Genomic DNA, 17,448 nt, shown 5'->3' with positions numbered 1-17,448 from the left:
AGGAAAATGGAAGCGACAACTGACCAGATCGCCACCATCGCGGCGCTGAACGACATTGCGCGGCGAACGATGGGTGTGACTTGTCGCACCGTGATTACGCAAGGCATCGCGGCGCTGGACGAGAACACGCAGTCCGACATTCTCAAGATGATCGAGGGCTTTGAGGATTTCACACCCGACAACGACCCGCACGGCGAGCATGACGCCGGTTTCCTTTATCGTGATGTGATCGGCCAATGGCATACCCGCTGGACTGACGACAGCACGCGCCCAGCCCTCTCGGTCATGTGGAAGTTCGACTATTACGACCGCGATCTTGAATTTGGCAGCGCCGAACCGTGGAATCCCGATGCCACAACCCGCGTGCTCACCATTCTCCTAACCAGTGAATATTGAGGGAGGCCATCATGACCAAATCGCCCCCGGTTATCGAGCTTAGCTGGCGTGATGAGAATTATGGTTCCGTCTGCGCCGTCGCCGCTTTCCGCAACTATGCGGGCACACTGGATTGGAGCGACCGCACCCACCAGCGGTTTCGCGGATGCCTGAAACGTGCAGGCTTCGCGTTCCATTGGGGGCGATGCAGCTATATCGCCACCAGCGGCACCCGCGAAGAGAGGCAGCACGCCCTTTGTGACGAGCTGGCCCGCGCAGGATTCCAGATCGACAGCGGCGACGTGAGGGCAGAGGCATGAACCGCGAACGCCGCAAGCAGATCGCCGCCGCCCGCGTGCTGATCGACAAGGGCAAAGCCCTGTTGGATGAGGCGCGCGACATGCTTGAAACCGTCAAGGATGACGAACAGGCCGCCCGCGAGAATCTACCACCCAGCCTTGAGGACAGCGAACGTGCGCAGGCGATGGACGCCGCAGTTTCCGAACTGGAAAGCGCGATTTCAGCCCTTGAAGACTTCGACGCCGACGAGATCGGCACAAACCTCGACACCGCCAGCGAATAGGAAGGATTGACCATGCAACCCATGCGCCACCTAGATCGAGACACGCGCCGCGCCCGCCTTCTGGCGGCGCGCACGCGCCCCGTCGGCGGCATCAACCGGCGCGGCATCTTCACCGGCCATTGGGACGGCGGCGATGTTGTGCGCCAGTTTCGCGGCGACAACGGATCATGGATCGGCCTTGCCGCCTACAAGGCGAAAGAAGAGCCGGAGCCGCAGCCATGAAAATCAGCAACACGGCGAGCGCCGTTCGCGTCACCCTCTCGCCTACCGAGATCAGCGATTTGCAATTTGTGATCGAGGCGGCCGAGCGCGCGGGGCATTATATGCCCGCGCGCGTCCCCAACATCATGGCGGCGCTGACGCGCAGCGCCGACGATGTTCGGATGAAACAGGCGATGAAGCGGGCGGAAAAAGATCGCGTAACGCGGATCGAGCAGGACCGGCGCGCGCGCGAACGCCAATTCATGCTAGGCGACCGATACAGCGTCATGGCGAGCCGCGCCGACTACGCCGATGCGTCTTCCGATCCGGACGCGCGCCAATGGGTTGACCTAGTGTTTCATGAAATCATGCAGAGGCCGCTTCCCGATCAATACGAACTCCGGCGCGACGTGTGGCGTGTCCACGTTGTCCAACTGGACGGCGGCACGCTCGGCGCTGTTGTAGGCGGCGATTGCACTCAAACCGCCGACCCCGCCGAAATTGCTTCCGTAGCGGAGCAGCTGATCGCCCGCTTCGAGGGCAGAGCTTGACGCGCGTGGAGCGGTGGCAGCTGCCACCGCTCCAGAGAGATCTAGAATTTGGTGATGAGAGGCAGCAGCGCCGCCGCTTGGCTTCCCAGGACCGGCACCCAATAATTCGCGGCGCGGTAATCAGGGCCGTGATCGACCGCCATCACCCCAAAGACATATCCGATCATCGGCAGCGTCCACAGCAGACGCCCGCCCAGGTCCACGCCCATCAACACCAGCGCAACGCCGAGCACGGCCCAAAGCGGAATCAGTCGTTCCATGATTTCGCGATGACGGACTATTCGCCATGCGCTTTCCCGGTCATCGGCGCTAACCTGCGATACGAGGCCCATAGCTTCCCCTTTTCATCAACGGTCGCCGGCGATCATCCAATGGCTTCACGAAAATGTGAAGAGCGTTTCGCGCGCAGTGTCGTCAATCCGTTGTATAGCCTTCATCGAGCGAGGGCGAAGGACTGTGACAGCGGCCTTTCGCAAATCCTCTCGCTCAAAGGAGGTGATGTGATTTGACAGCATATGAAGCAGCTCAATTGACGATCGCAGCCGTCGCGCTCGTGATTGCAATTGTGAAGCTGGGGAAGTCCGATAAGGGCTGATCCAGCGGGGCGGGTGGTCTGACAGGGCCGCCCGCCCTAAAAGTTTGAACCCGCCGTGTGACAGCACGGCGGGTTCAGGTAGGTGCGTGAAATGAATCAGCACACGAAGCATTGCCTATATAGCCCTTTTCCCTTGCCAATCCAATAACCGGCGTGCGCGCGGCGCGTTCCCCTCCTGTTCCGTTTGGCGCATAAGCGCCCAATGGCCGCGAACTACAACCGCCCCAAGCCCATTGATCCTATCTGGTATCGGCAAGGCTGCTATCTGCGCATCCAGTGCGCTTGCGGTCGCCGCGTCGTCGCCCCGCTGGGCGACTTCGCCCGCTCACGCCGCATTTCTTTCGATACCCGCATATACGAACTCATCGCGCGGCTTCGGTGCAGCCAGTGCCGCCGCAAACCTTATGCGGACGTGTCGCGCAACCGCTCGGGCAATTAAACTGACGGAGGATCCGATTACTCGGATGCTTCCGGCGCTATCCGTTGGGCATGTCGCCGGCGACATGCCGCAGCGCCCGCTAGGTCGCCGCTATGCTATGACCTGGCGGGCGCTTTTCCTAGATTGAGGCGGCAATGCCGCCGCGCCCGCTGTTCGACTTCGGGGCCTGTTCCTGCCCCCTGCCGCAAGGGCTGGACCGTCTCGGCCGCTATGCGGCCTCGCTTGGCGATCAGGCGGGTTTCCCCGCCCTTCCTTCGCTTCGCTCCGTGCAGGACGGGTGATTCCCCTCCCCCCTGATCGGCCCTGATTTGCGGCATTCCCCGGCCCTGCTCGCCGCTGGGCAGAATTCGATGACCCGTCATCGCCTTCGGCTCCATTCTAGGCAGGGAAAACAGCACATGACCGACATTCCGCTGGCCACAATTCTTCGGATCAACGCCGCCCGCACCATCCCGCTCACTCGCTATGAGGAAGAGGGCAATTTCGACCGCTTTGGCTACATCAAAGACCTTGCCGAAAATCATGGCGCTGACCTTCCCGCTGTCATCGAGATTGCCGACCTACTAGGGCCGGAGGAAGATTTTGACGGCCTTGTGACCACCATCGAGGACGCCGCCGAGGGCTTCGGCTTTGGTGCTCTTATTGTCGGGGGGGCGTGAACATGGGCCAGGAGCTTATGACGCCCGCGCAGATCGCGGATATTTGCGACGGCCGAGACAAGGCCATAGCCCTTTGGCTCAGCCTCTATGACACCTACCATGCAACCCGCGACGAGGCGGCCCGCCTGACCCTTGGCGGCGCACTGTCGCTGTCATGTGGCCGCGACTGGACCGAGGACACGTTGACCCGCGCTTTTATCCAGTCGCAGCCTATCGACCAGCGCGACAAGGAGACGGGAGCGCGCAAGACCATCGACGCACGCGACAATTTCGAGCGCGTCTTGACGCACACGATGGACCGCCGGTGCTGGGCGGCCCTCATGGAGCAGCTGGGTTTTGACCAGCTGCTAGATCAGCAGGCCCGCAAGGAGTTTCATGACGGCTTGCGCGATGATCCCGTGCCGTTCACGCCCGACAACTGCGCCGCCACTTTCGGGAATATCTGGACCAACCGGCGCGACCTTTATTTGCGCGGCATCGCCAACGTCTTCGCCAAGCTGGATCGCCGCTTTCGCTCGCACAACGGTTTCAAGATCGGCGCGCGTCTCATCATCGACCGCGCCTTGAACGAATGGGGATCATGGGACCGCTACGAGCGCCGCGACACGTTGCGGGACGTGGAGCGCGTCTTTCTGGAACTGGACGAAAAGCCCCCGGTTTCAGAGGGCCACAGCATCGCCTCACAGGTTGCCGATTCGGCACGCGTGCGCGGATCGCTGCCAACCGTGATCGAGGGCGACTATTTCCGCGTTCGCGTCTTCAAGAATGGGAATCTGCACATATGGTTCGAGCGTGACGACCTTCTGCAGAGCGTGAATCTGTTGCTCGCGGAATATTACGGCGAGGCTATCGGTGATGGCTATGAGACGACCGAGGCAGAAGCGGCCCCGGCCTATCATATCACGCCCGCTAAGAACTTCGGCGCGTTCATGACTTCCCCGGAGATCGCCGCCCAGGTCATCGAACATGCGAGGATCAGCACAGGCCAGCGCGTTCTAGAGCCTAGCGCGGGAAAGGCCGCGCTTGCTTCGGCCGCGCGCATCGCTGGTGCCGATGTAACTTGCGTGGAGCTGCAACCCGGCTTCGCCCACGAACTACGCGTAATCCACGGCTTTGCCGATGCGATCGAGGGCGATTTTCTCGCATTGGACCCGGCCCATTACGCACCGTTCGACGCGGTGATAATGAACCCGCCTTTTGATCGAGGCCGCGACTGTGACCATGTGCGCCATGCCCTCGCCTTTCTCAAACCGGGAGGCGTGCTGGTGGCAATCATGAGCGCGCGGGCAGAGTATGGCGAGGATCAGCGCCACAAGGCGCTACACCGCATGATCGCTGGTTGCGAGGCGATCTATTTCCACGGTCGCAAATGGATCGACCTTCCCCCCGGTTCTTTCGCCCACGCCGGAACCAACGTGAACACTGTTTTGCTTGCGATCCGCAAGCCGGGTTGATCGGTGCAGGCGGTGGCAGCTGCCACCGCCTGTCCTGGCGCAGATTGAGGCGGCAAGCCGCCGCGCTGATTTGTCGCGTTTGGGGCCTGTTCCTGCCCCCTGCCGCAAGGGCTAGACCGTCTCCGCCGCTGCGCGGCTCCGCTTGGCGACCAGGCGGGTTTCCCCGCCCTTCCTTCGCTGCGCTCCGTGCAGGGCGGGTGATCCCCCTCCCCCCTGATCGGCCCCGTTTGCGGCATTCCCCGGCCCAGCGTCGCCCGCTTTCGGCAGAAGTCGATGACCCGTCATCGCCTTCGGCTCAATTAGGAAGGGAAAGCCCATGAAAATCCGTATCTACCGCCAGACCGAGCAGGACTTTGACCGGATCGAGATCGAGGGCGCGACCTTTGAAACCATCGTCAGCCGGGCAGCGGTCGAGGGGCTTCAATGCAGCGGTTACGACAGCAATCCGAGCCAGCGGCCTGAGTTGCAGGGCGCACCGAAATTCAAGGGCGTTTGCGGTCCTATGTGGGATGGCGATGCGATCCGCTACGAGTGCAGCGCCACCTATGCGGAGTTGAGCGCATGAGCGCCGCCGCCGCGATACGCACCGCGCAGGCCGACCAGCTGGGCGACCAGATCATTGCCGCAGGCTTCGCGCCAAACGGCTTTGTGCTGGACATTAACGGGGCGCTTGATGTGCCCCGCGACTTTCCCCTTTCCGCGCCGTGGAATCTGCCGTCGCGCCTGTTTCAGTTCCCCATCGAGGTCATCCGCGCAGAGCAGGACGAGCCGCGCAAGATCGGCCTTCGCCATCCTTTGCTTGCCGCCCATCCTTTCGTGCAACACGTCGAGCGTGCGCTAGGGATCGAGATCGCCCGCGATGGCGTGACGAACCGCCACGGCTACAGCAACCGCGTTCATTCGCTCTGGCATCATGCGGTGGACCTTATCAGCGCCGGGAAATGGCGCGAATTGCTCGCCACGCAGGAGTTCACCGAGCCGCGCAATATCTTCAATGCCGTTGTCTATGGCCTTCGCTATTCGGACCACGCCGACAGGAAGGCGAGCGGCCACATCAGCACCGTCGAGGCCCGCCAGATCATGCGGGAAATGGGAGCTACCGAGCCGACCGACCGCGCCGCGTTGCTTCGCAGCTTTTCCGCGCCGTCGCCCTGCCAGCAGGAACGCGGGGCCGAGCATTGGCCGATCAATCTTCACGGACCTTGCGCCGAGGATAAGGCATGGTCTTTCATCATCGGGATCGAGGATGGTTGGTTTTCCTATGACCGTTCCGGGCATCTGCAATGGTCCCCCATGGGCCGCGACCGTTACGCGGCAGGCGATAGCGCCAGCTTTACCGAGGCGAGCGGCCAGACCGCTTTCGCCTTTTGAGGGGATCGAGCATGGCCCGCCATTGCATCCGCGAACCTCGCTACGTTCCCCCGGTGCAGCGCATCGGGGAGCAACCCGACTTGTTCGGTGGACCGACCCTTAGCCACGTTGCCGAGCGCCAAGGACCGCCGAAAGGATGGCAGCGCCAATTGCAGAAATGGGGCCGCTGCACCGTCATTGCCGATCTTGAGGCAGCGCCGCCGTCTGTCATCGACCCTCCCCCGTCCCCGTCTCCGGTTTTCCTTGTCGCTTGCGTTGCTGCGAAGCTGGACCGCCCCGCCCCGGCGCGCGATCTTTACGCATCGCCATGGTTCCAGAAGGCCCGTGCCTATGTCGAACGACAGGGCGGCGCATGGTTCATCCTGTCAGCAAAGCATGGCCTGATCGCCCCGGAAACCGTCATCGCGCCCTATGACGAAACGCTAGGCGCGATGAAGGCAGGCGCGCGCCGCCTTTGGGGCGCGCGCGTGATCGAAGCAATGGCCGAGCAGATCGACGCCGCCGCGCCGCTGATCGTTCTCGCAGGCCGCAACTATCGCGATCCCCTTTGGCCGCAGATCGAACGGCGCGCATCGGTTCCGATGGAGGGGCTTGGAATCGGTCAGCAGCTCGCTTGGTTGAGCGACAACTGAGAGCGAGAATTGTCGCGGTCCATGCGCAACTTCGCACGATGCGCTTGGGGGCATCTGTTTGTCGCGCCGCCCTTTCAATCTATCCAACGCCATTTGGCGTTGTGAGTTTGAGGATTATAGGCCCAGCAACGGCCCAAGCCCCCCGGTAGGGCCGCCCACTCTCGGCAAGCGCAAATGGCGTAGTTTGCGCTTGCCGGGAGACCAGTTGCCCTCTCTATATGGCAAGGTGACTGCCCTCTCACCGACAGCGCCCTTGTGGACCCAAGATCAGGCCATCGCCTATGAGGCGGCCCTTGAGGCCATCAACGACGTTATCGCCGGTTACAGTGAGCAGATCGCGCTCGAGCATGGTTGCGTAGCGCCGAACGCGGCGCGGATCGCTTGGCTCGAAATGCGGACGGATCAGGCATCGGCCACCGGCCATGCGCTCAATGTGGTGGATGATGAGAATGTCCGGCAAACGCTGCTGGAATACAGCGCGATCGTTCGGGCGCGAGACGGCGCAGGGTGAAGGTCCGCTCGATGGGCGGGCGTTAGTTTGTTAAATCCCCCCGTCAGTGTCTTCCTAGCATGAGGGCTGCACCAGGCCGCATCAAGGATCGGCGGTTCCCCCAATTTGCTGCGCAAATCGGCTCCCCCACCGCCCGCTAGCGCGGCCGCTTCGCGGTCCCTGACCCGACCCGGCGCTGCCCTCCCCTTGGCCTTGCCAATTCCGGCAACAAGGAGGTTGTTATGTCTCATCGTCTGTTCGCTCAGCTGGCTTTCGAGCGTGCGCTTGGAAATGCTGCGATCGAGGCGCTGGCGACCGCGTTGAACGATAAGGATCATTTCGACGCGGAAAGCATGTGGCCGAAAGACCCGATGTTTATCGGCAAGACGAGTGCTGACATCGAGGCGGTTGCGGCCGAGCTGGGCCAGATCATCGAGGACCGTATAAAGGACGTGCTCGACGGCCCCGGCATCCGCAACATCGAGCGCGGCGAATGCGTCTATCCGCAAGTCGTCGCGGTCGTGCTGGCGGCCAAGGCGAAGCGCGGCCAATCCGGCTGACGCCGGAGGGGCGGGCTAACCCCGCCCCCTTTCGCCCGCTGGGCGAAACCGATGATCTCGGTGCCATGCAGAGCGCGGGGCGGGGCATCGAACCCCGCCCCGCGCAATCTCTTCTCTCTGTGTGTCGTGGCATTTTGGCATGGGTGCGCGCCAGCTTTCAAGGATCGGCGGTTCCCCCAATTTGCTGCGCAAATCGGCTCCCCCACCGCCCGCTAACGCGGCCGCTTCGCGGTCCCTGACAGCCGGCGCCGGTGCCCATGCCGGGTGTCTCCCGTCACCAACGAGAAGGAGAACCGGATGCACATCAAATTGTTTAGAGCACTGAAAGCGGCTAATCTGTCCGACGACGCCGCAGCGGAAGTTGTAGAGGCTATTGAGGAGTATATCGCCGTGAAGGTTCAGGAGGCGAACAAGGGAATCGAAAGCAAGCTGACGGCACAAACTTGGGTCATCGGCAGCGTCGGTTTCGTCCTCGCAGTCATCGGCCTCGCGCCCGCTTTCATCAAACTGTTCCAGTAAGACAAAGGGAGGCTTCGGCCTCCCTTTTTTTGCCGAACCGCCTGATTGTCAGGAGACGCAAATTGACCGACTTCGCACAAGCACGGCTCGATATGTTCGAGAGCGGTTTATTCGGCCAGGGCAATGCTTTCTGGCGCTGGATCGCCACGGACGAGGCGCGGCCCTATCTGACCGCTTTCGCCGTCGATCGCGCGCCACCCAGCGGAAGCGAGTTTTTCGCGGCCGATCTTAGCGCCGAGGATCTACTTGATTCCGAACACCTGGCCGAGCTGGCCCAGAAGATCGAAGCGGCTCACGGCTACCCCAAGACAGGAGAACGACAGTGACCGCATCACTCGCCGAGCGTCGCAATCCGCTCACCATCAAGCCCGACCCGTCCAAGGCCGCGCAGGCGTGCCGCCTGCTGATCCGCGCCTATCTTGACGGCCCCGATGGCGTCGAATGGTCGGACGTCCAAGACGCCCTGACCGTCGCCCTGCAAGCCTTTCACTTGCCGGAGACGTTCGTTGAAACCGAGGGCGGACGATGGCAGTAAGGCACAGCACTTCGCGCCGTGGCTTCCGAAACACGCAGGAGAATTCAATGCGGAACATCGCTCTAGTCCTGGCATTACTTGCCACCACTGGCCCCGTAGCAGCGCAGGATTACCTAGGCACGCATCTCGACTCGGTTCGAGACGAAACACTGCGTCGTCACCAACAGGACATGGTGACGGACAGGCCTGGCGAGAGAAGGTCCAAGGCGCCTCCGCGTACCACGCCGTCACGGCAGGTTTCGCAGGCCGAGCGGCAAGCCGCCTTCTCTAGAAACAAGGCCGAGTATCGTCGCAGGATGCTGCGGGACGGCCCCGCCGCAGCGAACCGATGGCTGGACGAGCAGGCTGACGCAGCCCCGGCCGACGCCCGTCCGAGGGCGACAACGCGCACCGGCAAGACGAGCTGCAAGAAGGTTCGCTGGGTCAATCGCGCGACGCCGGGATTCGGTGGAGGCCCGATGACAATGAGCCGGGTCGCCGTCTGCGCGGACTAGTTTGCGAGGGACGCGATCCGCCCCGACCCGGCACGACTTAAGCGCTTAAGCGAAGCCGCCCCTCGGGGCGGCCTGGTTCGCCTATCGCGACCCCGGCGTTGCGCCGGCGTCGGGTTCCTTGTTCGCAGCTCCGGCCGGCGGCCGCGTAGCATGCTCCGCACAGCTCACCCCTTCATTCCCTGCATTACAACCAGCTCCATCATTCTGCTGCACCACCACCAGGCGTGCCGTTGAGCTGTTGTTGCCGGGGTTAGGATCCACGACCCCCGCAGGTGGAGTCACCGTGGCCGTGCTGACTAGCCGCAGCCGCCTAGCGGCCCGCAGCGGTGGCCGGGGAACCGGCCACCGCACCCGCAATCCGAGACAGGAGCCACGCCATGAGCAACGACACCGAGACGGCAGCCCGTGCCCTGGTCGAAGCCACCCGCAGCGGCAAGCTCGGCGACGCCTACCGCGTCCTGGACAAACGCCCCGTGGACGAGGTGCAGGCAATCGCCTTGCAGGCCGGATTCTCGTGCATCAGCCGCACCAACCGGCGCAGCTTCATGGTGCACATCGTCCGCCAGGTGGCGGACGCCGCCCGCAACAAGACCGACGGCTACGGCCTGCGCGACCTCGCCGCCAAGGCGGCGCGCTGACGCCCGCCGCCAAGGGCCGTGACCGGCCCCTTAGCGCCGTGCGCGCCGGGGTTATTTGCGAGTAGCTGTGCGCTGTTGCTCCGCCACGTCGCGGATCATAGCTGCCCAGCATCCCAAGATCATGCCCTCTTCATTATCGACTTCGCTTGTGGCGACCGCATAGATACCCAGCAAGTTTGCAACCTCGCTCGCCTCGACAATGCCTTGGCGCGCAAGCAGCGTGGCAAACATCGAGAGTGCTCCCCCCATTGCCCGCACCAGCGGCGCATCTTGTAGCAGTCGGTCAAATTCGCGGGGCGGGTTACTGGACATAGATTGTTCCGATCAAATTAAGCGACTGCCTTTCAGGACTTATCGCGGGAAGTGCTATCCGCTGCCAATAATTCGACAACCGATAATCCGAAAACATCGGCAAGGCTCTCCAAGGTAGCAAGCGTTGGATTACCATGTCCGCGCACCATGTATGAAATATGTGACGCCGCAACGCCCGAGCGTTCGGACAACTCCCCTTGAGTTATGCCTAGTTTCTTTAGTTCGCGAGCGATGTTGGCCCCTAGCTGGGCCATCAACGGCGATGTTCGTTTCAGGTATATGGTTGGCATCGTGTTCGCGTCCTTCTGGCTAGGCGCAGAATGTCGGCACGGGCAGCATGGCGCAATAGGGTTGCTCTAGAAGCTATTTGCGCCATGGCTTTCGCGCCTAGCGCAGATGGTATAGATTGTGCGCCATGTTCGTGCTGGAACATGGGATAATGAACATGCAGTCACCGATCGCGCTGTTTAATGCGAAGCTTGCCAAGACGGCGAACCATAGCGCAACGGCTTCGGCTGATAGCCTCGGCGGCAGCGCGATCGAGCGGATCAACGATCCTCACATTATGGACAAACTGCTAGCAACTCTCGAACCGCGAGAAGAGCAAATTGTGCGCCTAAGGATTGGTGGTCCCGAGGGGGAAGCGCAAACGCAGCGAACAGTGGCAAGTGTGGTGGGGCTTTCGCCTGGTTCGATCGGACAGATCGAAGCAAAGGCCTACAGACGGATGCGATGGGTGATGAACAATCTCGGCACGGACGCGGCCGTGCTCGATGCGCTCATTGCGAAGCGAAATGCTGATAGGGCGCGGGAAGAGGAAGTTGCCGCTAGCGCGGCCGAAGCAGCGGCCAGAGAGCAGGACCAAAAAAGGATTGATGCTCGACACCGCGATGAAAGGCGGCGCGCGAAAGCTCGAAAGCGAGCGTGGGAGCGCCAGCTACGCAAGGCGGAGGAACAGCACCAGGCCTTGAATGATGAGGCGGCTTATCTTGCGCAGCGCATAATCGCGCTAGAAGGACGGAACCGGGTCATTCGCATGTTTCTCCCCCGCAATTCTGAGCTTGAGCGATTGCGCGCAAGAGCGCGCCAGTGCGGAATTGAAATCGCACAAGCGGACGCAGGCATTGCCAAGCTTCGCTCATCGCCGCCCGAGGGGCCTGACCTTGCTGACTGAGAACGTTCCTTCCCCTGCCCCACAGATTGCCCGCGTCTATCTGCGCGTCAGCACCGACGCGCAGGATTTGCGTCGCCAAGACGCGATCGTGGGCGAAGCAAAGGCCGCAGGCTACTATGTCGCGGCGGTCTATCGAGAGAAGGCATCGGGTGCCCGCGCCGACCGCCCCGAGCTTTTGCGCATGATTGCCGATCTTCAACCCGGCGAAGTAGTGATCGCGGAGAAGATCGACCGGATAAGTCGTCTCCCCTTGACCGAGGCTGAGCAGCTGGTTGAGACAATTCGTGCGCGAGGCGCGCGACTTGCCATTCCCGGCGTCGTGGACCTGTCCGACCTCGCGGCCGATGCCGATGGCATCGCCCGCATCGTGCTCGAATCTGTTCAGGCGATGCTCTTGAAGATCGCCTTACAGATGGCCCACGACGATTACACCGATCGCCGCGAGCGACAGCGCCAGGGTATCGCCTTGGCAAAAGCCGCAGGTCGCAGCGGAGGGCGCAAAGGCGATCGGGCAACGCACGCCCGCATTGTGGCATTGCGCGAGGCGGGCAAGAGCATTGCCAAAACGGCAGAGCTGGCCGATTGCGACCGCAGCACAGTCAAGCGAGTATGGGCGGCGCATCGCGCCGCCCAGGTGCAAGAACCCAGCCCTCAGCGAAATCACCGTGAGCGGAAACGCTGATTGCCCTTTCTGTTCGGCTTCGCGCCGGTGGCAGCTGCCACCGGCAGTCCCCTGCCCGCGTCAACGGACTGCCAGCCAGGGAAAGAGCGGCGGAGCCGCGACAGGGTTTTCCAATCGCCCCCATGCCGATCGAGCGCAGCGACCTATGGGCGCCAATGGCCGGTGGCAGCTGCCACCACCGCCAGTCCAAATTGCTGCATCTACTCGGGCGGTTTCCTTTGGGCGTTGCTGTCTGACGGATACGAACTGCGCATCGCCACTAATGCGGGCAAGCAGAAAACCGGCCTTCGGCCTTGGGTTTCCGCAAGCGGACCCTCCCATTTTCAGCTTGCCCGCGTGGCTCAGCTCCGCCGCAAAAAATCCGTCAGCAACGCTTATCCAAAGGAGACTACCATGCAGAACATCGCTGAATTTCGGATCATCGGCCGCGTTGGCAGTGTCGATACGACCGATAAAGTCACCCACGTTTCCGTCGCCGCGAACTACAACCGCAAGGATGGCGATGAATGGAAGACCGATACGCACTGGAACCGTGTGACGTTCTTCCGCCAGCTGGCAGAGCGCGCCGCTGATCTGGGCAAGGGCGACCTGGTTCACATCACCGGACGGGTCCGCCAGAACAGCTACGAGAGCAATGGCGAAACCCGCTACTCGGTGGACCTGATCGCTGAGGGGCTGGGCATCCTGACGAGGGGCGGGGCTGATTAAGCCCCCTCCCTTTCCCCATAAGACGGGCGGCCTAGCGGCCGCCCTTTTTTGTGGACAATGCCTCTCATAGACCCTAACGATAATAGGGTCTAATTTTGCGAGGCATCTGTGGCGGCCAAACTGTTCAATCGTGTAGCGAGCTTGCGCATCGCTGCCGGACTTACGCAATCCGAGCTGGCGGCGAGGATTCACGTCTCACCTGAAACAGTCGCCGCCATCGAGAACGGCAGGCAGGACGCCACTTTGATAACGGCGCTCCGAATGTCCCACGCACTGCGAACTCAAGTGCCGAACATCTTTAGGGAGCAGCCTTTCCCTAAGCTGATCGGCTCCGATCGAGGCGAGAGCCGCACAGCTTAGGAGGTCACTATGCGCCGTCAGATCGTCAGCAAACTCCGGCGTGCAGCAAGCGCGCTACGGACGGCTATGCTTTTGGCGTGGCTTATCCTGCTGATCGCAGCTGGCGCGCTCATGCTGATCGTGGCTCTTATTGTCGCCACGCTGGCCCACGCTGCCTTTGGCTGGTGGGGCGTGGCCGTGGTCGCAGCTTTCGTGCTGGCGGCTATCTTCGGCAAAGATCCACCGACCGAACCAACCAGCCCGCGTCGCAAGCGCAAGGGCCTTCACCTGAATGACGATCCGAACCCATGGTATATGCAGTCGCAGTATCGCTTCGGATCGGGAAATAGCGCCGCCCATAACCGCTGGCACAAGTAGCCCGTGGCGCAGCCATTGAAGGGATTCTCAATGCGAACAATCGTAGTGACTAATGAGCGCGGTGGCATCGGCAAGACCATGCTTACCTGTCATATCGCGTGGCATCTGGCCGAGCAGGGCAAGCGTGTCGTGGTCCTTGACCTGGACAAGCAATGCCACAGTGCCGGAATGCTGAAAGCCGAGTTCGAGCAGATCGGGCCGGTTCAGTCGATACTCGACTTCGCCCCCGGCGAGGAACCTCCGGCGCTGGCTTGCTTCAAGAACACGAGGCAAGTGGTCGAACTGACGACTGACGGCCCGCAGCAGGGCCAGCACATCGCCGCCTATGTTCGCGCCATTCGTGCCGGCCTTGCCAAGCACTACGACTATTGCGTGATCGACACGGCCCCGGCTTGGGATGGCCGCAACCTTATGGCGCTGATCGCATCCGATTATGTCGCGGTGCCTTTAGACCCCGACAAAACCGCACGGCAATCGCTCAACGAGATTTCGCAAAGCATCAGCCTTGCCAATAAGGTTCGGGGGGAGGGCAACGAAACCCGCTTCGGGATCGTGTTCAATCGTGTGCAGACGACGAGTGAAGTGTCTAAAATGCTCATGGAGCGGATCGGGCAGGCGCTACCCGCCAATGTTGTCCCGCATACCATCCCGCACCGCGAGCATATGCGCGAGGCGGCCCTTCTCGAAATTCCCGTGTGGCGACTTGCCAAGGATACGCGCCGCAGCGCGCCGGTCCTGCGCGAAGTCGTCTCCTACATTGTCGATCAAGCTGAGAGGGAAGCCGCATGAGCAAGGCAGCTGTCAAACCGGCGAAGAAGAGCTTTGCCGACTTCGATATGGACGCGATGGATTTTTCGGCCGTCCCCGCGAATACCGAGTTCAAGGCAGCTGGGCGGTTTCAGCGCCTTCCGCTCGCTGACATTGATCCAGACCCCGCGCAGGTTCGCCGGGAGTTCGACCAGGCCGAGATTGATGCACTGGCCGCGACCATCAAGGACCGCGGCTTGCTGCAACCCATCGTCGTCGCGCCAACATCGAACGGCCGCTACATCATCCGATACGGCGAGCGGCGCTACCGCGCGTGCCGCCAGCTTGGTTTCGACCAGATCGACACCGTTCTGGATCAGGCCGACGCCGAACGCGATATTGGCCTCGACCAGTTTCTTGAGAACGAACAACGCCAAGCCCTAAGTCTGGCCGAGCGCGTCAGTTTCATCGCGAGCCGCGTCAGTGACACGCTTTCGACAAAGGATCTAGCCGCGCGCATCGCCAAGCCGCATTCGGAAGTGAAGCGCCTCTACTCGCTGCGCACCTTGCCCGAGGACATTCTTGCCGCGTTGAAGAATTGTTCTCCGCGCGCCGCCGTCGCCATCAAACACGCGATCGAGCTGGACGAGAAGGCCACGCGCAATTTCGTGGTCACGAATGAAAATCCGACAGCCGCCGCCTGCGAGCAGTTTCTTGCCACGCTCCAAGGCGGTCCCGATGAAGAGAGCGCTCAGGCCGGCGCCGCTAAACCGAATGACGATTCAGCGCTGCCCCAAGAATCGCGCGCGCCGGTGGCAGCTGCCACCAGTGCAGCAGATGAGCGTCGGGAGCGGCCCGAACTGGATGCCGGCGACGACGAGCGGGAAGGGGAGGGCGCTGCGCTTGCCGAGCGTTCCGATCACAAGCCGCGCACCCCCCGTCAGCCGAAAGAGGCCAACGACGCACCGGCCATCATCATTCAGGGCCGTCGCGGGATTGTTCTCAGCGGCCAGGTCACGGTTCGGTTCGACGGCGAGGCTGCGCCCCAAACCTTCGACTTCTGATAGCTTTTACCGTCCACGTTCACTCAGCATTGAGGCGGCGTGGAATTTTGAAGCGGTGGCAGTTGCCACCGCTTTTTGTTTGTGGGGTAGGTATCTACTGTATGGCAGGATAAGCCTTGCGGCGGCTAATGTTAACCGATACGCTCAATCCTATCGGATCGCGCTTCACGGTTGGGAGATACCTACCCCACATGGAAAAGACGCTGGGCTTCAAGATCGAGGCGGCCAAGCTCGCAAAGATCGACGCGCTCGCGCAGACGAGGGGAGGGCGCGGCCCCTTCATGCGTCAGCTGGTTGACGCGGTGCTCAGGCAGTCCGGGGCGGCCATCGAGGCCGCGCCTGTTGCCGACCGCGAGGCCGCTGGCGAGCACCGCCTTTATCTTCGGCCCACCGAAACCGAACTGGCCGTGATCCGCCATCGCGCAAAGGAGCGCCGCATGACCCCGGCGACCTGGGCGATGGCTCTTGTGCGGCGACACATCGGCATTGCCGCGCCTGTCGATCGCGAGTTGCGCGAAGAGCTGTTGAATTGCCGTCAGGCGTTACAGCGCATTGGCCGCAACGTGAATCAGATCGCCCGAGCGGCGAACAAGATGGCGCTGGCGGACAATGCAGCGGAGATCGCCGGCGAGCTGCATAAGGTCAACGACCTGCGCGCGGCGATCGGCGCGGCCGTCGAAGGTATCGGTGCAGCCACGAAGGCCGATCTTGTCTATTGGGAGGTGCCCGGTGAGCGACTTTGACAGCAGCTTTGAGGCGGGCCAGCTCGCCGCGCTGTTCAAACCAAAGCTGACCAGCGACCCGAACAGGCGCGGCGCCGACATGTTGCTGCGCTCGCTTAGTTCGAGGCGAGCAGGCCAGGGCGGGAGCACCCGGGCGCGGCTTGCTCGCATTGTCAGCCGTGCTCCGGAGGTCATGGTCAAGGTTACGGGCAGGCCGAAGGGCAAGAACCACGCGGCTGCGCATTTCGACTATATCGGCCGAAAAGGCGATGTGCCGCTTGAAACGCGCGATGGCGACATTCTGACTGACAAGGAAGATCGGGCGGCGCTGGCGCGCGATTGGGGCGATCCTGTCTATTGGCGTGACAATTCTACCGTAGCCGCCGTGAGCATGGTTTTTTCGATGCCGGCAGGCACAGACCCCGACAAGGTTCTTTCAGCGGTGCGCGAAGTCGCGCGGAGCGAGATCGGGCATGAGTGGGATTACGTCCTGGCGCTGCATACGGACACACCACGGCCTCACGTGCATGTGACGGTTGCAGCGCGCGGTGACACGGGGAAACGCTTCAACCCGCGACCTCAAACGCTGCATCATTACCGGGAGCGCTTTGCCGAGGAATTGCGGGCGAGGGGGGTTACTGCCGAGGCAACGCCTCGCGCAGCGCGCGGTGTCGGCCGAGCTGGTCAAAGCATGGCCCTGAATCGGATGCGGCAGCGCTACATGGCCGGCACCGCACCTGCACCGTTTGCCAATCAGAAGATCACTGCGGCCGCGCGAGACCAGCTGGCGGGGCGGTCCACCGCTCCGGATTTCGTGGTGCGCGGGCGGCAGGCATGGAATGAGACGCAACACCGCTATCTAGCCGCCGCCAAGCGCCTTGAGGCAAGCAGCGATCCAGCTGACCGCCAGCTTGCCGACCAGGTGCGGCAATTTGTGGGGGCAGGGCGAACGCCTACAATTCATGAGCGATCGGTAGCCGCGATGGAGCGGAAGCGGCAGAGCGAACGATCTAGGAACCGCGATCGTTCGCGGGAAGGGCCAGGACGATAGTTACTGGCCGTGCTTGGTCCAGCCAACGCTGTTTGCGCGTTCCAAAGCGACCAAGGCGTCTGATACCGCCTTCTGCGCGACTAGTGGATTGATCGGAACGAATGAGTCCGCTTGAGGGATTCCCATTCTTTCGGTGCCGTGCGACGATGCGGCATGCGAACGGGTATCGAGATCG

The 17,448-nt window shown here is 62.2% G+C and carries 30 protein-coding genes; 27 read left to right on the top strand and 3 right to left on the bottom strand.

The features are described from left to right. The first annotated feature begins 6 nt into the window (after window positions 1–6). From GGQ90_RS26240 to GGQ90_RS26220, 5 genes are read left to right on the top strand one after another with little or no spacing between them, the layout of a single operon-like run. Complete coding sequence (locus GGQ90_RS26240; RefSeq protein WP_008831643.1) at window positions 7–396, top strand: DUF3768 domain-containing protein; 390 nt, start codon at window positions 7–9, stop codon at window positions 394–396. Between the two features lie 11 nt (window positions 397–407). Then, complete coding sequence (locus GGQ90_RS26235) at window positions 408–695, top strand: hypothetical protein (protein ID WP_030541545.1); 288 nt, start codon at window positions 408–410, stop codon at window positions 693–695. Next, complete coding sequence (locus tag GGQ90_RS26230; RefSeq protein ID WP_008831641.1) at window positions 692–958, top strand: hypothetical protein; 267 nt, start codon at window positions 692–694, stop codon at window positions 956–958. Before GGQ90_RS26235 ends, GGQ90_RS26230 begins: the two co-directional genes overlap by 4 nt. Window positions 959–979: 21 nt before the next feature. After that, on the top strand, window positions 980–1,180 hold the full coding sequence (locus tag GGQ90_RS26225; protein ID WP_020819821.1) for a hypothetical protein: 201 nt from the start codon (window positions 980–982) through the stop codon (window positions 1,178–1,180). Beyond that, window positions 1,177–1,710 carry a hypothetical protein gene (locus GGQ90_RS26220; protein ID WP_037520606.1) on the top strand — a complete coding sequence of 178 codons (534 nt, stop codon included), beginning with the start codon at window positions 1,177–1,179 and terminating at the stop codon, window positions 1,708–1,710. The genes GGQ90_RS26225 and GGQ90_RS26220 overlap by 4 nt, the downstream gene beginning before the upstream one ends. 41 nt (window positions 1,711–1,751) lie before the next feature. Here GGQ90_RS26220 and GGQ90_RS26215 read toward each other — a convergent pair whose 3' ends face one another. After that, window positions 1,752–1,970, bottom strand: a complete 219-nt coding sequence (locus tag GGQ90_RS26215; RefSeq protein ID WP_237230251.1) for a hypothetical protein — start codon at window positions 1,968–1,970, stop codon at window positions 1,752–1,754. 537 nt (window positions 1,971–2,507) lie between these two features. Here GGQ90_RS26215 and GGQ90_RS29135 point away from each other — a divergent pair. From GGQ90_RS29135 to GGQ90_RS26155, 13 genes are all read left to right on the top strand, one after another. After that, entirely contained in the window at window positions 2,508–2,744 is a 237-nt protein-coding gene (locus tag GGQ90_RS29135) for a hypothetical protein (protein ID WP_008831822.1), read from the top strand. A 134-nt stretch (window positions 2,745–2,878) separates the two neighbouring features. Beyond that, window positions 2,879–3,025 carry a hypothetical protein gene (locus GGQ90_RS26210; RefSeq protein ID WP_021223025.1) on the top strand — a complete coding sequence of 49 codons (147 nt, stop codon included), beginning with the start codon at window positions 2,879–2,881 and terminating at the stop codon, window positions 3,023–3,025. 117 nt (window positions 3,026–3,142) lie between these two features. Continuing rightward, a complete protein-coding gene (locus tag GGQ90_RS26205) occupies window positions 3,143–3,403 on the top strand; it encodes a hypothetical protein (protein WP_008831823.1) in 261 nt (86 codons plus the stop codon). Between the two features lie 2 nt (window positions 3,404–3,405). After that, window positions 3,406–4,857 (top strand): DUF4942 domain-containing protein, encoded by a 1,452-nt coding sequence (locus GGQ90_RS26200; protein WP_246428453.1) that lies wholly within the window; start codon window positions 3,406–3,408, stop codon window positions 4,855–4,857. A gap of 316 nt (window positions 4,858–5,173) precedes the next feature. Then, window positions 5,174–5,422, top strand: a complete 249-nt coding sequence (locus tag GGQ90_RS26195) for a hypothetical protein (RefSeq protein WP_030541643.1) — start codon at window positions 5,174–5,176, stop codon at window positions 5,420–5,422. Then, on the top strand, window positions 5,419–6,228 hold the full coding sequence (locus tag GGQ90_RS26190) for a hypothetical protein (protein ID WP_008831890.1): 810 nt from the start codon (window positions 5,419–5,421) through the stop codon (window positions 6,226–6,228). The genes GGQ90_RS26195 and GGQ90_RS26190 overlap by 4 nt, the downstream gene beginning before the upstream one ends. Window positions 6,229–6,239: 11 nt before the next feature. After that, the gene (locus tag GGQ90_RS26185) at window positions 6,240–6,860 is read left to right on the top strand and encodes a DUF6884 domain-containing protein (protein ID WP_030541642.1); all 621 of its coding nucleotides are present in this window, start codon (window positions 6,240–6,242) and stop codon (window positions 6,858–6,860) included. Between the two features lie 253 nt (window positions 6,861–7,113). Beyond that, window positions 7,114–7,371 carry a hypothetical protein gene (locus GGQ90_RS26180; RefSeq protein WP_008831892.1) on the top strand — a complete coding sequence of 86 codons (258 nt, stop codon included), beginning with the start codon at window positions 7,114–7,116 and terminating at the stop codon, window positions 7,369–7,371. Window positions 7,372–7,592: 221 nt separating this feature from the next. Beyond that, window positions 7,593–7,910: a hypothetical protein gene (locus GGQ90_RS26175; protein ID WP_006953908.1), complete on the top strand. Its 318-nt coding sequence runs from the start codon at window positions 7,593–7,595 to the stop codon at window positions 7,908–7,910. Window positions 7,911–8,207: 297 nt separating this feature from the next. Next, on the top strand, window positions 8,208–8,429 hold the full coding sequence (locus tag GGQ90_RS26170; RefSeq protein WP_004213291.1) for a hypothetical protein: 222 nt from the start codon (window positions 8,208–8,210) through the stop codon (window positions 8,427–8,429). A 62-nt stretch (window positions 8,430–8,491) separates the two neighbouring features. Beyond that, complete coding sequence (locus GGQ90_RS26165; protein ID WP_037471423.1) at window positions 8,492–8,755, top strand: hypothetical protein; 264 nt, start codon at window positions 8,492–8,494, stop codon at window positions 8,753–8,755. Continuing rightward, window positions 8,752–8,964, top strand: coding sequence for a hypothetical protein (locus GGQ90_RS26160; RefSeq protein ID WP_188084363.1), 213 nt, complete (start codon window positions 8,752–8,754; stop codon window positions 8,962–8,964). Before GGQ90_RS26165 ends, GGQ90_RS26160 begins: the two co-directional genes overlap by 4 nt. 871 nt (window positions 8,965–9,835) lie before the next feature. Continuing rightward, window positions 9,836–10,096, top strand: coding sequence for a hypothetical protein (locus tag GGQ90_RS26155; RefSeq protein ID WP_030540871.1), 261 nt, complete (start codon window positions 9,836–9,838; stop codon window positions 10,094–10,096). A 51-nt stretch (window positions 10,097–10,147) separates the two neighbouring features. Here the strand turns inward: GGQ90_RS26155 and GGQ90_RS26150 are convergent, their stop codons facing one another. Further along, window positions 10,148–10,408: a hypothetical protein gene (locus tag GGQ90_RS26150; RefSeq protein WP_228223103.1), complete on the bottom strand. Its 261-nt coding sequence runs from the start codon at window positions 10,406–10,408 to the stop codon at window positions 10,148–10,150. A 32-nt stretch (window positions 10,409–10,440) separates the two neighbouring features. After that, a complete protein-coding gene (locus GGQ90_RS26145) occupies window positions 10,441–10,662 on the bottom strand; it encodes a helix-turn-helix domain-containing protein (protein WP_228223105.1) in 222 nt (73 codons plus the stop codon). Window positions 10,663–10,823: 161 nt separating this feature from the next. Here GGQ90_RS26145 and GGQ90_RS26140 point away from each other — a divergent pair, with 161 nt between their 5' ends. From GGQ90_RS26140 to GGQ90_RS26100, 9 genes are all read left to right on the top strand, one after another. Then, window positions 10,824–11,582, top strand: coding sequence for a sigma factor-like helix-turn-helix DNA-binding protein (locus tag GGQ90_RS26140; RefSeq protein WP_051768229.1), 759 nt, complete (start codon window positions 10,824–10,826; stop codon window positions 11,580–11,582). Further along, window positions 11,572–12,264, top strand: a complete 693-nt coding sequence (locus tag GGQ90_RS26135; protein WP_030540873.1) for a recombinase family protein — start codon at window positions 11,572–11,574, stop codon at window positions 12,262–12,264. Before GGQ90_RS26140 ends, GGQ90_RS26135 begins: the two co-directional genes overlap by 11 nt. Before the next feature lie 393 nt (window positions 12,265–12,657). Then, a complete protein-coding gene (locus GGQ90_RS26130) occupies window positions 12,658–12,972 on the top strand; it encodes a single-stranded DNA-binding protein (RefSeq protein WP_030540874.1) in 315 nt (104 codons plus the stop codon). A gap of 108 nt (window positions 12,973–13,080) precedes the next feature. Then, on the top strand, window positions 13,081–13,332 hold the full coding sequence (locus GGQ90_RS26125; RefSeq protein WP_059153604.1) for a helix-turn-helix transcriptional regulator: 252 nt from the start codon (window positions 13,081–13,083) through the stop codon (window positions 13,330–13,332). Window positions 13,333–13,341: 9 nt separating this feature from the next. Beyond that, on the top strand, window positions 13,342–13,689 hold the full coding sequence (locus tag GGQ90_RS26120) for a hypothetical protein (protein WP_228168057.1): 348 nt from the start codon (window positions 13,342–13,344) through the stop codon (window positions 13,687–13,689). Window positions 13,690–13,719: 30 nt separating this feature from the next. Next, a complete protein-coding gene (locus GGQ90_RS26115; RefSeq protein WP_030540876.1) occupies window positions 13,720–14,478 on the top strand; it encodes a ParA family protein in 759 nt (252 codons plus the stop codon). After that, window positions 14,475–15,500, top strand: a complete 1,026-nt coding sequence (locus tag GGQ90_RS26110) for a ParB/RepB/Spo0J family partition protein (protein WP_030540877.1) — start codon at window positions 14,475–14,477, stop codon at window positions 15,498–15,500. The genes GGQ90_RS26115 and GGQ90_RS26110 overlap by 4 nt, the downstream gene beginning before the upstream one ends. A 191-nt stretch (window positions 15,501–15,691) precedes the next feature. Next, window positions 15,692–16,243, top strand: a complete 552-nt coding sequence (gene mobC, locus GGQ90_RS26105) for a plasmid mobilization relaxosome protein MobC (protein WP_021245545.1) — start codon at window positions 15,692–15,694, stop codon at window positions 16,241–16,243. Beyond that, complete coding sequence (locus GGQ90_RS26100; RefSeq protein WP_054590666.1) at window positions 16,230–17,273, top strand: relaxase/mobilization nuclease domain-containing protein; 1,044 nt, start codon at window positions 16,230–16,232, stop codon at window positions 17,271–17,273. The genes mobC and GGQ90_RS26100 overlap by 14 nt, the downstream gene beginning before the upstream one ends. The last annotated feature ends 175 nt before the right edge of the window (window positions 17,274–17,448 follow it).

Source organism: Sphingobium scionense, assembly GCF_014197035.1.
Classification (GTDB): Bacteria; Pseudomonadota; Alphaproteobacteria; order Sphingomonadales; family Sphingomonadaceae; genus Sphingobium; species Sphingobium scionense.
The sequence above is the reverse complement of the archived record's forward strand: the minus strand, read 5'-3'. Positions and strand labels throughout refer to the sequence as shown.

What these genes read in the sequence shown, in the direction of transcription:
- GGQ90_RS26240 (WP_008831643.1), top strand. Translation starts at nt 7, where the DNA reads ATGGAAGCGACAACTGACCAGATCGCCACCATCGCGGCGCTGAACGAC.
- GGQ90_RS26235 (WP_030541545.1), top strand. Translation starts at nt 408, where the DNA reads ATGACCAAATCGCCCCCGGTTATCGAGCTTAGCTGGCGTGATGAGAAT.
- GGQ90_RS26230 (WP_008831641.1), top strand. Translation starts at nt 692, where the DNA reads ATGAACCGCGAACGCCGCAAGCAGATCGCCGCCGCCCGCGTGCTGATC.
- GGQ90_RS26225 (WP_020819821.1), top strand. Translation starts at nt 980, where the DNA reads ATGCGCCACCTAGATCGAGACACGCGCCGCGCCCGCCTTCTGGCGGCG.
- GGQ90_RS26220 (WP_037520606.1), top strand. Translation starts at nt 1,177, where the DNA reads ATGAAAATCAGCAACACGGCGAGCGCCGTTCGCGTCACCCTCTCGCCT.
- GGQ90_RS26215 (WP_237230251.1), bottom strand. Translation starts at nt 1,970, where the DNA reads ATGGAACGACTGATTCCGCTTTGGGCCGTGCTCGGCGTTGCGCTGGTG.
- GGQ90_RS29135 (WP_008831822.1), top strand. Translation starts at nt 2,508, where the DNA reads ATGGCCGCGAACTACAACCGCCCCAAGCCCATTGATCCTATCTGGTAT.
- GGQ90_RS26210 (WP_021223025.1), top strand. Translation starts at nt 2,879, where the DNA reads ATGCCGCCGCGCCCGCTGTTCGACTTCGGGGCCTGTTCCTGCCCCCTG.
- GGQ90_RS26205 (WP_008831823.1), top strand. Translation starts at nt 3,143, where the DNA reads ATGACCGACATTCCGCTGGCCACAATTCTTCGGATCAACGCCGCCCGC.
- GGQ90_RS26200 (WP_246428453.1), top strand. Translation starts at nt 3,406, where the DNA reads ATGGGCCAGGAGCTTATGACGCCCGCGCAGATCGCGGATATTTGCGAC.
- GGQ90_RS26195 (WP_030541643.1), top strand. Translation starts at nt 5,174, where the DNA reads ATGAAAATCCGTATCTACCGCCAGACCGAGCAGGACTTTGACCGGATC.
- GGQ90_RS26190 (WP_008831890.1), top strand. Translation starts at nt 5,419, where the DNA reads ATGAGCGCCGCCGCCGCGATACGCACCGCGCAGGCCGACCAGCTGGGC.
- GGQ90_RS26185 (WP_030541642.1), top strand. Translation starts at nt 6,240, where the DNA reads ATGGCCCGCCATTGCATCCGCGAACCTCGCTACGTTCCCCCGGTGCAG.
- GGQ90_RS26175 (WP_006953908.1), top strand. Translation starts at nt 7,593, where the DNA reads ATGTCTCATCGTCTGTTCGCTCAGCTGGCTTTCGAGCGTGCGCTTGGA.
- GGQ90_RS26170 (WP_004213291.1), top strand. Translation starts at nt 8,208, where the DNA reads ATGCACATCAAATTGTTTAGAGCACTGAAAGCGGCTAATCTGTCCGAC.
- GGQ90_RS26155 (WP_030540871.1), top strand. Translation starts at nt 9,836, where the DNA reads ATGAGCAACGACACCGAGACGGCAGCCCGTGCCCTGGTCGAAGCCACC.
- GGQ90_RS26150 (WP_228223103.1), bottom strand. Translation starts at nt 10,408, where the DNA reads ATGTCCAGTAACCCGCCCCGCGAATTTGACCGACTGCTACAAGATGCG.
- GGQ90_RS26145 (WP_228223105.1), bottom strand. Translation starts at nt 10,662, where the DNA reads ATGGCCCAGCTAGGGGCCAACATCGCTCGCGAACTAAAGAAACTAGGC.
- GGQ90_RS26140 (WP_051768229.1), top strand. Translation starts at nt 10,824, where the DNA reads ATGTTCGTGCTGGAACATGGGATAATGAACATGCAGTCACCGATCGCG.
- GGQ90_RS26130 (WP_030540874.1), top strand. Translation starts at nt 12,658, where the DNA reads ATGCAGAACATCGCTGAATTTCGGATCATCGGCCGCGTTGGCAGTGTC.
- GGQ90_RS26120 (WP_228168057.1), top strand. Translation starts at nt 13,342, where the DNA reads ATGCGCCGTCAGATCGTCAGCAAACTCCGGCGTGCAGCAAGCGCGCTA.
- GGQ90_RS26115 (WP_030540876.1), top strand. Translation starts at nt 13,720, where the DNA reads ATGCGAACAATCGTAGTGACTAATGAGCGCGGTGGCATCGGCAAGACC.
- GGQ90_RS26110 (WP_030540877.1), top strand. Translation starts at nt 14,475, where the DNA reads ATGAGCAAGGCAGCTGTCAAACCGGCGAAGAAGAGCTTTGCCGACTTC.
- mobC (WP_021245545.1), top strand. Translation starts at nt 15,692, where the DNA reads ATGGAAAAGACGCTGGGCTTCAAGATCGAGGCGGCCAAGCTCGCAAAG.